General features: G+C 40.7%; 10 protein-coding genes. 4 read left to right on the top strand and 6 right to left on the bottom strand.

Annotation, left to right across the window (positions count from 1 at the left end; all coding sequences use genetic code 11):
* Positions 1-66 precede the first annotated feature (66 nt).
* Positions 67-693 carry a lysoplasmalogenase gene (locus L4D20_RS04490; RefSeq protein WP_428800347.1) on the bottom strand — a complete coding sequence of 209 codons (627 nt, stop codon included), beginning with the start codon at positions 691-693 and terminating at the stop codon, positions 67-69.
* Between the two features lie 404 nt (positions 694-1,097).
* Here L4D20_RS04490 and L4D20_RS04485 point away from each other — a divergent pair, with 404 nt between their 5' ends.
* Positions 1,098-4,232 carry a chitinase C-terminal domain-containing protein gene (locus L4D20_RS04485; RefSeq protein ID WP_428800346.1) on the top strand — a complete coding sequence of 1,045 codons (3,135 nt, stop codon included), beginning with the start codon at positions 1,098-1,100 and terminating at the stop codon, positions 4,230-4,232.
* A gap of 75 nt (positions 4,233-4,307) precedes the next feature.
* Here L4D20_RS04485 and glgC read toward each other — a convergent pair whose 3' ends face one another.
* The 4 genes from glgC to L4D20_RS04465 form a co-directional block, all read right to left on the bottom strand.
* Complete coding sequence (gene glgC / locus L4D20_RS04480; RefSeq protein ID WP_428800345.1) at positions 4,308-5,525, bottom strand: glucose-1-phosphate adenylyltransferase; 1,218 nt, start codon at positions 5,523-5,525, stop codon at positions 4,308-4,310.
* 231 nt (positions 5,526-5,756) lie between these two features.
* Positions 5,757-7,658, bottom strand: coding sequence for a sensor domain-containing diguanylate cyclase (locus L4D20_RS04475; RefSeq protein ID WP_428800344.1), 1,902 nt, complete (start codon positions 7,656-7,658; stop codon positions 5,757-5,759).
* 271 nt (positions 7,659-7,929) lie between these two features.
* Positions 7,930-8,454 (bottom strand): hypothetical protein, encoded by a 525-nt coding sequence (locus tag L4D20_RS04470; RefSeq protein WP_428800343.1) that lies wholly within the window; start codon positions 8,452-8,454, stop codon positions 7,930-7,932.
* A gap of 112 nt (positions 8,455-8,566) precedes the next feature.
* The gene (locus tag L4D20_RS04465) at positions 8,567-8,941 is read right to left on the bottom strand and encodes a YgiW/YdeI family stress tolerance OB fold protein (protein WP_428800342.1); all 375 of its coding nucleotides are present in this window, start codon (positions 8,939-8,941) and stop codon (positions 8,567-8,569) included.
* Between the two features lie 163 nt (positions 8,942-9,104).
* Here L4D20_RS04465 and L4D20_RS04460 point away from each other — a divergent pair, with 163 nt between their 5' ends.
* Complete coding sequence (locus L4D20_RS04460; protein ID WP_428800341.1) at positions 9,105-10,571, top strand: cobyric acid synthase; 1,467 nt, start codon at positions 9,105-9,107, stop codon at positions 10,569-10,571.
* Between the two features lie 131 nt (positions 10,572-10,702).
* On the opposite strand, the gene L4D20_RS04455 is transcribed toward L4D20_RS04460, so the two are convergent.
* A complete protein-coding gene (locus L4D20_RS04455) occupies positions 10,703-11,140 on the bottom strand; it encodes a DUF3069 domain-containing protein (protein WP_428800340.1) in 438 nt (145 codons plus the stop codon).
* Positions 11,141-11,275: 135 nt separating this feature from the next.
* Between L4D20_RS04455 and L4D20_RS04450 the strand changes: the two genes are divergently transcribed.
* Positions 11,276-12,238, top strand: a complete 963-nt coding sequence (locus tag L4D20_RS04450) for a GGDEF domain-containing response regulator (RefSeq protein WP_428800339.1) — start codon at positions 11,276-11,278, stop codon at positions 12,236-12,238.
* A 172-nt stretch (positions 12,239-12,410) separates the two neighbouring features.
* Positions 12,411-13,406 (top strand): Solitary outer membrane autotransporter beta-barrel domain, encoded by a 996-nt coding sequence (locus L4D20_RS04445; protein ID WP_428800338.1) that lies wholly within the window; start codon positions 12,411-12,413, stop codon positions 13,404-13,406.
* The last annotated feature ends 50 nt before the right edge of the window (positions 13,407-13,456 follow it).

Below are 13,456 nucleotides of genomic sequence, written 5' to 3'. Positions count from 1 at the left end.
TTGTATGAGTCGGAATGCATATTTACTCAAAAGAGGAGCCATTTATATGCTAGCTGTTATAGGGAATTAAATGAACGTGAGAGCGGATAAAGCGATGAAGGCTTGCGCACTGTAGTACGTGATCATGACTACTTGCCTTGTTAGAAAAGAGGGAGCCCTGAAACGGTCGACAGCTAAGACAAAGTCTGACAGTAAAAATAGAATTGAACCTGTAAAGGCAAACGCAGCAGATTGACTATACCCACCACTTCTATATTCGATAGCAGCCCATGCCATACAAAGGATTATCAAGATGTATATGGCAACGGGGATTTTAATGTCTTCGAGGCGGTTGTATATAAACTTGTAAACCAGCACACCGAGTATTGATAAAACGATAATTGGCCAAGGCGAAATAGACGTTGTTATCTGTCCGGTAAAAGCGGCGAGATAACAAATGTGAGCGATAAGAAAAAACTTTAAACCGGGTAAAAACTTATCACTGGGATGCATAAGAAAAACATCACCAATAACAGATAGAAATAATCCTAATATAATAAGTTGCACGTAAGGCAACACTATCGAACCTGACCATAAAATCGTCCCGATCAATAAGATGATTGGTATAGGCTTTGATATATAAAACAACCATTTAAATCGACTATTAATCGAGCCCACGTGTAGAGCCGAAAAAAGAACAATAAGAAACCACATCTAAATTGCTCCAATGAAAGCACGGTTATTTACAAGAGGTCGGATGCTAACATTATTTACAGTACAGGTGTGTGTAAATTGACACAAAAAACACGTGAACTTGTCATTAATGTTATACCCAGCCAATTTATTTTTAGATTAGGTTGAAATTGAGATCATGACGCTTTTCAAGTCGTGAAAGAGTTGTTGATTTTTTAAGGTAATAAATTAGTTGTTGGTGCAAATTAACTGTTGGTTTGTTGCATAAATGTGAATTATATTGCGAGTGATTGTACAAAACGTGCATAAATTGGGGGCTTAATAAAGAAACTATTCTAAGGTTATTTTGCGTATAAAAATTAGCCAGCGAAACAAAAGTAAAGCTGAATTAACGCATTGAAACAATAACTTAAGGATAGAGAATTATGCGTAAAGCGAACATTAAGATCCCCAAGAGTGTACTAACCCTTAGTACACTGGCTGCATCCTGCTTATTAGCTACAAATAGCTATGCCGCAGTTGATTGTAGTGCATTGAATGTATGGGACTCATCTACTGTTTATACCGGTGGTGATGAGGTTCAACATGAAGATAGTGCATACAAGGCCAATTACTGGAACCAAAATAATAACCCGACCAACTTTTCTGGTGATTACGCTCAGTGGAAATTAACAGACACTTGTACAAATGGTGGGGGTGGAGTCAACGAAGTTCCTTTGGCCGAATTAACATCGCCAGTTGCAGGAGACACAGTGACTGAAGGTGAGGTTGTAACCTTATCGGCGTCGGCAAGTGATAGTGACGGTACTGTTTCTAGAGTCGATTTCTTAGTTAATGGCGTTGTAGTATCTCAAGCGACAGCTCAGCCATACACAGCACCATGGACTGCCGTTGCGGGAACTCAGTTATTTAGTGTGATTGCCTATGATGATAAAGGGGCTCAAAGCTTAGAGAGTTCAGTATCTCTGGTTATAGATTCAAATGGACCAGCTAATGAGGCTCCGAGTGTGTCTCTTTCTTTATCAGCAGCGTCTATTGATGTTGGCGGCGTTGTAACATTAACGGCCGACGCATCAGATTCCGATGGAACTGTCGATAAAGTTGATTTCTATGTTGCAGGTGCACTCGTAGGGACTGCTGCGACATCACCTTACGCACTTGAGTACACAGCAACAAAAGCAGGAGCTTTGGCAGCTTATGCGAAAGCGACTGACGATAAAGGTGCTGCAACAGACTCTTCGCTGGTAACACTGACAGTCAATGGCTTACCAACGGTTAGTACATGTCGCCCTGATGGCTTATACCAGACAGAAGGCGTGAATGTACCTTACTGCACAACTTATGATGAAGATGGTCGTGAGATCATGGGCGTGGATCACCCTAGACGTGTAATTGGTTACTTTACTAGTTGGCGCGCTGGCGATGACCCACAAGCCGCTTATTTAGTTAAAGATATTCCATGGGATCAACTCACGCATATTAACTATGCATTCGTAAGTATTGGCGCTGATGGAAAAACGAATATTGGTGACGTTAATGATCCGACTAACGCTGCCGTTGGTATGGAATGGCCAGATGTTGAAATTGATCCAACGCTCGGCTTTAAGGGGCACTTTGGTGCGCTAGCAACGGCAAAAGAGAAACACGGAGTGAAGACTCTTATTTCTATCGGTGGTTGGGCAGAAACAGGTGGCCATTTCGCTACGGATGGCAGTCGTGTTGCTGACGGTGGTTTTTATACTATGACAACCAATACTGACGGATCTATCAACCATCAAGGTATCGAAACTTTTGCTACCTCAGCTGTTGCAATGATGAAGAAGTATAAATTTGATGGTTTGGACATTGACTATGAATACCCAACTTCAATGGCGGGTGCCGGTAACCCTTACGATAAAGACTTTATGGAGCCACGTCGTCAGTATTTGTGGGCATCCTATCAAGAGCTAATGAAAGTACTTCGTCAAAAGTTAGACCAAGAATCAGCTCAAGATGGCGTGCACTACATGCTAACTATCGCAGCTCCTTCATCGGGCTATCTTCTACGCGGTATGGAAACGTTTGATGTAACCAAGTACTTAGATTACGTCAATATCATGTCTTATGACTTGCATGGCGCATGGAATGACCACGTTGGGCACAATGCGGCACTGTTTGATACAGGTAAAGATTCTGAGTTAGCGGCTTGGAATGTTTATGGTACTGCGGCATACGGTGGAATAGGGTACCTAAATACGGATTGGGCTTATCACTACTTCCGTGGATCTATGCCAGCAGGTCGTATTAATATAGGCGTTCCATATTATACTCGTGGTTGGCAAGGCGTGACTGGTGGTGAGAATGGTTTATGGGGACGAGCTGCCCTTCCAAACCAATCTGAATGTTCTGCTGGTACGGGCGAAGGTGAGAAAAACAATTGTGGATACGGCGCAACAGGTATCGACAATATGTGGCACGATACCGACCCTAAAGGCAATGAAATGGGTGCGGGTTCAAACCCAATGTGGCACGCTAAGAACTTAGAAAAAGGGATTTGGGGCTCTTATGCGGTGGCCTATAACTTAGATCCTACTACTAACCCAATCGTTGGTACTTACACTCGAAACTATGACAGTGTTGCAGTCTCTCCTTGGCTTTGGAATGCGGAGAAGAGTGTCTTCTTATCAACTGAAGATAAATCGTCAATCAACGTGAAAGCCGACTACGTTATTGATAAAGAAATTGGCGGAATCATGTTCTGGGAACTTGCAGGCGATTACAACTGTTATACGCTAGATGTAAACGGTAATCGTGGTGTTGTCGACGAAACTGAGCAAGCTTGTAACTCAGGTAATGGTGAATTCCACATGGGTAATTCCATGACGAAAGCCATTTATGAAAAATTTAAATCAGCAACTCCATACGGTAACAAACTAGCGACATCAACTTTAGCAACTGAAGTACTTGATATTACGGTATCAGTTGGTGGCTTTAAGGTCGGAGATCAAAACTATCCGATTAATCCTAAAGTTACGTTTACCAACAACACAGGGCAAGCACTACCCGGCGGTACTGAGTTCCAATTTGATATCCCAGTATCGGCACCTGATAATGCAAAAGATCAGTCAGGTGGTGGTTTGAAAGTTATCTCATCGGGGCATACTCGTTCTGATAATGTTGGTGGTCTTGATGGCCCTATGCATCGAGTGTCGTTCTCTTTACCTGCGTGGAAAGATCTACCGGCAGGTGGAGCTTATGAATTAGACATGGTGTATTACCTTCCTATTTCAGGTCCGGCAAACTACACCGTAACTGTAAATAACGTGGCTTATGCGTTTAAGTTTGAGCAACCCGATCTTCCGCTTGGGGATATTAGTAATGGCGGAAATACAGGCGGAGGTGATAATGGTGGTACGACCCCGCCGGGAAGTGTGACTCCTTGGGAAGCGGGTGTAACGCAGGCAACCAATGGTGATACCTATTCACATAATGGTAAGTGTTTTACAGCTAAAAACAATCCAGGCACTTGGGAGACACCAACCCAAACAAACTGGTTTTGGGATGAAGTAGCGTGCCCATAAGAAAGCATACTATTTATATCAGTTAATCACTGATAGTTAAGTAATAGCCTTAATCAAACGATTAAGGCTATTTTTTTAGTCAAAACAGTAGCTTTCAGGAACAACGACGACACCATTACTAGATATGTGAAATCGCTTTAGATCTTCAGATTTATCGACACCAATCTTCGTATTGTTTGGAATGGTCACATGCTTATCAATAATGCAATTGGTTAACTCACATCCACTTCCAACAACGACATCGTCAAATAGAATACTATTAACAACTGTCGCACTATCGTTAATTCGAACATTGGATGACACAATGGAGTGCTGAACTGACCCTCCCGAGTTAATCACTCCATTTGCAATAAGAGAGTTAATAAATATCCCTTCGTTTCCGGAAGCGGAAGAGACGGTTCTTGCTGGAGGGTATTGTGCTTCATAGGTTCGTATTGGCCAGTTAGGCTGGTATAGATTCATAGGTGGGACAGGTTGTAATAGATCCATATTGGTCTGATAAAAAGAATCAATTGTTCCTACATCCCTCCAATAACAATCCTTTTCAACACGGCCTTTATCGCTACAAAATTGATAGGCAAATACCCGTTCTCTATCTATTAATTTCGGAATAATATCTTTTCCAAAGTCATGACTCGAAGCTTCGATAAGTGAATCTTCTTCTAATGCTTTTTGTAATGTTTCCATTTCAAATATATAGATACCCATAGAGGCAAGGCTACGAGTAGGATTGCCAGGCATCGATGGTGGATCGATAGGTTTCTCAATAAAAGAGATAACTTGGCCATTATCGTCTGTCGCCATCACACCAAATTCGTTCGCATCCTCTCTAGCTACATCCATACAAGCGACCGTCAACTTAGCGCCGGTTGCTTTGTGTTGTTTAAGCATGGCAGCGTAATCCATGCGATATACGTGATCGCCGGATAACACAACAACATATTTTGCATCACTACGTGAAAGCAACCATAGGTTGTGATAAATGGCGTCTGCTGTCCCCTCATACCATTTTCCGCCTTTTCTCATTTGGGGGGGGACGACGGTGATATATTCGCCTAATTCGGGATTAAAAATAGACCAACCATCTCTTAGGTGTTTTTGTAAGGAGTGGGATTTATACTGTGTTAAAACAAGGATTTGTCTAAGGCCTGAATGGAGGCAATTGGTCAACGTAAAATCGATAATACGATACTTACCTCCAAACGGTACTGCTGGTTTTGCTCTATCTTCAGTTAAAGGGCTAAGCCGAGACCCCATCCCCCCAGCCAAAATGACGGTTAACGCGTTTTGCATCTATATTCTCCAGATGATGTGCAATCAATTGTTCATCATAGAGAGTAGTACATAAATCGAAGTCTTATAAAGCTCATTAAAATAATGAGTTAGAGATAAGAGTACAGGATGATAATCGGTTTAAAATAACGCGGTGAAAACAGCCGTTTAAGTAATATCTCATTCTCTGGGCGTTAATATGCATAAATAAGCGATCTCTCGAAGGAGAGAGTAACGTTGGGCTTTTAATGGTTAAGCAATCTCAGCACTTTCTTGGCTAGTAATGATTGAAATACAATTTTTCCCTGAACTCTTGGATTCATATAGAGCGATGTCTGCACGTTTGTAAGACCGTTCGACGCTAGAGTCGATGTCGCTGACACCACCACTCACTGAAACGGAATTCTCATGACATAAGCTAATAGCAATTCTTAGCCTATTAACCACCATTTCAGCTTCCAAAATAGGGGTGTGTGGCATGATCAGTCCAAACTCCTCACCACCAATACGAGCGAGGAAGTCCGTGTCTCTAATCTGTTCTAATATAATACTTGAGACAGACTTAATGACTCGGTCACCCTCATCGTGCCCAAGCTCATCATTTACCCGTTTAAAATTGTCTATATCAATAATAGCAAGGCATGATTGATACTGAGTAGGGTATCTGCGTGAGCGACGAGTTTCGCGTCTCATCTGTTTGTCAAATTTCCGGCGGTTCCATAATCCACTTAGTGAATCTTTTTCGCTGAGTTCACGTAAGCGATTTTCTAACTCTTTTCGTTGTGTAATATCAACGAAGGAGCCGACATAGAAGAGGATTTCTCCCTGACGGTCACTCACAGTTTGAATTCTTAAAATCTCTGTTAAGGTCGAGCCATCTTTTCTCTGGTTAACAACTTCACCTTCCCAAGAACCTTCGGCCAATAAGTGTTTCCACATTTTAATGTAGAATTGTTGTTGATGCTTTCCAGAGGCAAAAATTGAGGGACTTTTTCCTTTTACTTCATCTAAGGTGTACCCGCTAAGCCGAGTGAACTCTTTATTCACGGAAATAATACGATTGTTTCTGTCTGATATGAGAACAGCTGACATACCGTTCATGGCAACTCGTGCAATTTGGCTTTCTACCGAGTGTTTTTGATGGCGAATATTCCAGCCACAAAAAAGGAAGGTAACCAGTCCAATAATAATATAGACAGCTAACGCAAGCAGAGAGATATCATCGAACTCTTCAGAAATAATTTCATTAATCTTTTGGTCTGGTACATTCAGCACGAGCAGTAGGTCTTTCCCCATTAATTGGTTGGATAATGATAATTTTGAATAAGACCACCAAGACCCAGCATCAAAGACACTACCGGTGGGATTAGTTTGAGATTCCTTCCAAACCAGTGGTAATTGGTTTTGAATATTAAAATCTGCATGTTCTGAAACAATATCGCCAAGTAATTGGCTAAAGGTTTGGCTTTGCAAATAAAAACCGTTGGCTTTTAAAATATCTGGTTTAAGTTGGCTTTTTGAGCTGTGTCCTAAAGAATTATAGATAGCATCAAAATTGAGGTTAGCAATAAAATAGCCATAGCGTTTAAATTCTACATCGACAGGAACAATCAAACGTAGAGCAGGAGTAATTGGAGTCACAACTTTTCCATTTTCATACTCAATATCAATACCAAAACTACCTGATTGGTTTGGTTTAAGCGTTTTTGCGTACTGAAAGTAATCTCTAGCGCTCTTATCCTGTAAAAATTCTTTCGGAACTACCTCAATATAATTGTCGACACTATTAATACGGATTACTTCTCTTCCTGAATTATCCAGGAAACGTAAATGAGAAAAATAACCTTTCGAACGTGCAATTAGAATCCATAGGTCTTGGACTGCGTTGATGTTAAGTGTGTCTTTAGCGGTAACCGCTGAATGCAACAAGTTATTGCTTGATAACAATTCAACTGACGCTTCAATATCAGAGAGGGTGGATTGTAAAGATAATTGATTAAATTCAAGTAGTGCCCGAGTTTCTTGTTCGACTCTAGAAGTTGCACGTTCTTCTATACGATACCATTCGCTTACGAAAAATAGGGTCGGCACTATGCTCAATACAATAAACATGAGAGTGAACTGAAGAATCGGGGAGGTTGGCTTAAACGTCATATAAAATAATCATCATCAAGATGCTCGTATAATAACTTACAGGAATAATATATTCGTGATACGAGTGGCATATTAATGATCAAGAGTATGAGCTATACCAAGATTTAAGTGATTTAGCTCTTTTTTACTAGCGTAGCTGATGCGAGAGATTTTAAATATTGATGACGGTGAGAGGATATTACTTATACAGAGAACTCAAAAAGAGTGATAGCTCTACCAGATAAGCAATATCTTCGTTTGTTACTGCCATTAGTAACAAGTCGTTAGTAGGTTAGTAATTAAATCGAGCAGCTATAGAAAACTGAGGGCCATAAACGCCGTCATTTCGTGCACCAGCGAATAGTGTCAGGGCTTCAGTCGAATGGAAGTTAAGCCCTGCATGGAAGACTGAACGCTCATCATGCAAACCAATACGACCAGTGAGCTCGATTTGGTTGGTCATCCAAACTCGGCCACCAATATTAAACTCAGGCTGAAAGGCAGAATCTTTTCCAGTATCGTCTTCGTAATTGACATGATGGACTAAAATTTGACCGTAGATGTCTGCAAACGAACCTATAGGTCCATTAAAACCGACGCCGGCTGCTGCGTCCCAATCATTGCCAAACGTAGTATCAACCCTCCCGACGAAGTGAGCGTTATCCACAATTAGCATGCTGAACTCACCACCAACAGTTTGTGGCCCAAAGCCTCCTCTTACTTCAAAATAGTTATAGCTGAAGTTATTAGCTTGCGCAAAAGGGGTTAACAAAAAGGTAAGCGCAATGAGGCTAACTTTGCTTGATACTTTAAACATAACTGCTCCGTAGTCATTAAGTATACAGATGGAATTTTGACGTTACGAAAAAGCCTGCAAAAAGCAGGCCATTGTTATGTTAAGTGTTTGGACGTTTGAGGAATTAACGTTGTTAGAGGATTACAATATGATCTACTTCCACTTCTGGTGCTGAACCACCTTCGTACTCGCCGAATAAGCGAACTAAAGTTTCATGATCCAACATGCTATTTATAGTTACATCTTCAAGCTCAACCATAATCTCTCCCGTTCCATCAGCAAACAAGAATTTATCTTTTGATAATTGTTTCGTTAAGTGACCTTCGAGAATGACGTCACTGTCTGAAAATAACTTAGCATCACTACTCATTTGTTTAATGGTTGTAACGGCAACAGGCCCTTTGTATTGAATCGCAGTTTCGTCGTGACCTTTCCCTTTGGCAAAACTTGGTACCGCAGCTAAGGTAAGAGTCGTGGCGATTGCTAAAGTCATTAATTTGGTTTTCATGATATTCCCTTGTTGTTATATGGTGTTTGTGAATCTATGTGTGTATTAAACACCGGTTGAGTTGAACATCAGCTGAGAAAACGATTCATAATCAATTCATTATATTGAGCATTACCAAGAACAAGCGTTATTATGTCGAAAATTATCTTGAATTTTATGTGATATGAAAAGCTCGTTAGAATCATTAATGGTGCAAGGCACCACGTCAGATGCCGGAAAAAGTGTACTAGTGGCAGGTTTATGCCGTGTATTAAAAAGGCGAAACATTAACGTGGCACCATTTAAGCCACAGAATATGGCACTAAACAGTGCTGTAACTGAAGATGGTGGCGAAATAGGTCGAGCACAGGCTGTACAAGCTCAGGCGTGCGGGCTTAAACCAAGCGTGCACATGAATCCTGTATTACTTAAGCCCTGTACCGACACGGGAGCTCAGGTGATACTACAAGGAAAAGCGGTTCAAGACATGGATGCGGTTGGGTATCACGACTACAAGTTGGTTGCCATGAACACGGTAATGGATTCGTATCAGCGTCTAAGTAATGATTTTGAAAGCATTGTTATTGAAGGCGCGGGTAGCCCCGCAGAAATTAATTTACGAGAGAATGACATTGCCAATATGGGGTTCGCTGAAAAAGCGGATATCCCAGTAATTATTATAGCGGATATTGATCGTGGCGGAGTATTTGCTCATATAGTAGGGACACTCGCTTTATTGTCAGAAAGTGAGCAGCAGCGGGTAAAAGGTTTCGTGATCAACCGATTTCGTGGTGATATTGCTTTATTACAGTCAGGCTTAGATTGGTTAGAAGAGAAAACGAATAAGCCTGTACTTGGCGTGCTACCTTATTTGCATGGATTTGATCTCGAGGCTGAAGATGCAATCAACGCTGAGCAGGTTCATGATTCAAACAGTAAGATCAACATACTAGTTCCGGTGTTAACTCGAATTAGCAACCATACAGACTTCGATGCATTAAGACTGAACCCTGATATTAACTTTAGATATGTAGGTAAAGGAGAGCGTCTTACTGGAGCCGATCTTTTAATAATCCCGGGAACAAAATCTGTCAGAAGCGATCTTGAATATTTACGTAGCCAAGGCTGGGATGAAGATATTAAACGCCATATTAGATTGGGTGGCAGGGTTATCGGTATTTGTGGTGGCTACCAAATACTAGGAAAGACTATCAATGATCCTCATGGCGTGGAGGGCATAGCGGGTACAAGTGAAGGGCTAGCTCTACTTGCTGTTGATACAGAGCTCACACAGCAAAAAACGTTAACAAACGTGACAGGGACAATATCGTTAAATGGTGAGCAGCAAAAAGTGAAAGGGTATGAAATTCATGTCGGAGTCACTCAAGCCTCATCAAACCAACCAATTACACTGCAAGACGGATCGCTAGACGGCGCAGTATCGGATTGTGGACAAATCTGGGGGACATACCTTCATGGCATATTTGATACCCCAGACGTTGTTTCTATGATTGCTCGCTGGCTTGGTGTTACGGAAATTAAACAGGTCGATCATATAGAAACCAATGAACGGGCAATAGATCGCATCGCTGATGCAATCGAAGAACATATGGATCTTGGCTTGTTATGGCCCGATTTGATTACCAGATAGTTCTTCTAACAATCCATTAGATACTGGATAGATGTCAGCAAGAAGCGAAGCAAAAAATAAGCCGCAGATTAATTGCGGCTTATTTATTTATAGTCTTGCCGGTCGTTAAAGCCTAACCAATGTAATCAATACTACTTAACAAAGACTTCTTTAAAGTCTTTTTTCAAAATTGCATCTCTACGAGCTTTTTTGATTTGCTTAACCATGTCTTTAACACAATTGTGTAAAACTTGATCAAGGAGCTGGCTTCGGTATGCCTCTTTGTCTTCTTCGGTCATATCTTTTGGTAAGTCTAACGTTGGAAATTCTTCCATTACGTTAACACCAGCAAATGCTTGGCTTACCGAAATTAATGCGTGAAATTGCTCGAAATTATCAAGTACATTTTGAGCACTAGCTGGTAAAGAATCCCATGCTTCTCTAACCGCTTCTTCAGAAACTTCATGAATAGACGTGACCATAAAGTGCATAGCTTCAGGAACTTGATCAAATTCAATTACTTGTTTAAGTTCTGCTGAAACAGTTGATAAGTCAACTTTAGGTTGTTCTGTTTGTTTTTCGTCAGTCATGACAATATCTCTTGGAATAAAAACAATATGCTAAAAACTTATGATAAAAAGTCAATAAGCTAGACTTAATTAACTAGTGAAAGATCTGATTTGAAGTGCTATAAGTCTAATTAGCACAATATTATAAGGGACTATATGACTATAAATGGATCCTCAATGCGAATACTTCTCGTTGATGATGTACAGATGGATCGAATGCAACTTGCGATTCGTTTAAAACAACTCGGTCACGATGTTGAAGCGGTTTCTAGTGGTAAAGAAGCATTAGCCATCTATTTAAAGTTCGATCCGGAATTAATATTGCTCGATATCACAATGCCTGAAATGAATGGTTTTGAGTTATCACAGGAAATTCGGCGATTATACCCAGATTGGATACCGATCATATTTTTGAGTAGCCATGAAGAACCAAGCATGATTGCTAAAGCGATTGATGCGGGTGGCGATGATTACCTTATAAAGCCCGTTGATAAAATAGTTCTAAATTCAAAGCTAATCGCTATGCAGCGCATTGCTCATATGCGTAGAGAGTTAAAGCGTGCCTCTATTAAGTTACAAGAGTTAAATCATGCACTGCAACATCAGGTGAATGAAGATGGTTTGACAGCACTATATAATCGTCGGTTCATCGATGAAAAGCTCCATGACATGATCAGTTGGCACGGACGGCACAAGTTTCCTCTAACGTTAATTCTGCTAGATGTGGACCATTTTAAGGCGTTCAACGATAACTATGGTCACATTGAAGGTGACCAGTGCTTAATTGCTATTGCTAACTTAGCTAAAAGTTTGTTCTCAAGAAGTGCCGAGTATGTGGGGCGTTATGGTGGTGAAGAATTTGCAATACTGCTTAGCCATACTGAACATGACAAAGCGCTACTGGCGGCTAAAAGAATTAAAGAAGCGTTAGAGGAACTAGCTTATCATCATGAATATAACGAAGATTTTGGAATTGTCACTGTATCTCAAGGTATTTATAGCACCGTTCCAAGCGGTCATGAATCAATTACTGAAATCTACACAAAAGCAGATGAAGCACTCTATGCTGCTAAGCATCAGGGCCGCAATACGTTCGTTTTATCTGAAAGCAAAGATTAATCATAGACTCGTGGCTTGAGCGATTGCTCTATCCTTAGCTAACTAGAATTGTCACGTTTTTAGTAAATCAGCTATTAACTAAACAAAATATTCATAAACTAAGGTGTTGATTTTATACCTATTGATAGGTCATGATTATAGTCATGTTCAAGTAGATGTTTAAGGTTACCCATTGCATAAGTCAGTAAGGTTTGCGGTCTATGCTCCAATACTTTGTGTGGCGAATATAAGTTCTACGACTGTAGCTCATGCCTCTCCGAGTAAGGGCTACCAACATCAATTAGAACAGAATTTTGCGGCAGCTGTGATACTTATGGACAGTGATGTCTTTACATTCGGTATCCATGACTTTGATCCTAATGACTGGTTTAACTTAGAAAACGAAGATATTGGCACTGAAGAATCCGTCAGTTTAAGAAACCGAATTCAAGTATCAACAATTCCTTATACCTTTGATCTCAGTGATGAGGAAGATACCAATAAACAGTCTCTTATGCTTCGCCTATCTGGACTGGTATCAGAAAAAAATATCAAGCTGAACGGCGTTACGGTTGAAGACCATAGTGAAGATAGGATTCTAGCTGGCTATATTGCGTACAAATACAAATTTGTTATTAACGACAAATGGAGTATAGAGCCTTCGTTTGCGACTCATCTTATGCAATATAAAAATAAATTTGAATATCGAAGTGATGCGCTTATTGAGGCTAAAGATCGTTTGGACGGGGTTTACGTTAATACTTCTGCATGGAGCATGATCTATGAACCTACTATCTCCTTTAAATACCAAAGAGCGCGTCCTTGGGGGCAATGGAGTGTCGAGTCTAAGTGGCACTACTTCTACGGGCATGGCTGGGGCGAAGCGAATCAAGGCCAAATAGGGAATACAGAAGGTTGGTATGTTTCTAATGGTATTCAGTCTAAATATGACTTTGATCAGTGGGGGAAGGCAGTACAGTCGATGTATACCAGCTTTCACCGTATTGATTTAGGTGCAGATGTTGAAAAGCCACTAGGCACGGGGTATTACTATGAAGCATCTATCGGATGGCTAATGACACCTCCGTTTGACACTGAGTGGGTTGATAATGTGGGCATAGGCTTAAACTTTAACTATGGCAGCGCACTAAAAGGTGGAAGTATTGTTCTGTTTTTCAATCAGACCTAACTTATGTCGTTGTCGTGTGCCTAAGCTCTTATTTCGTTTTGTATATTCGA

Source organism: Vibrio kyushuensis (assembly GCF_050337325.1).
GTDB lineage: Bacteria > Pseudomonadota > Gammaproteobacteria > Enterobacterales > Vibrionaceae > Vibrio > Vibrio kyushuensis.
Note: the sequence above shows the minus strand (reverse complement) of the source record. Positions and strands in the feature narration are given on the sequence as shown.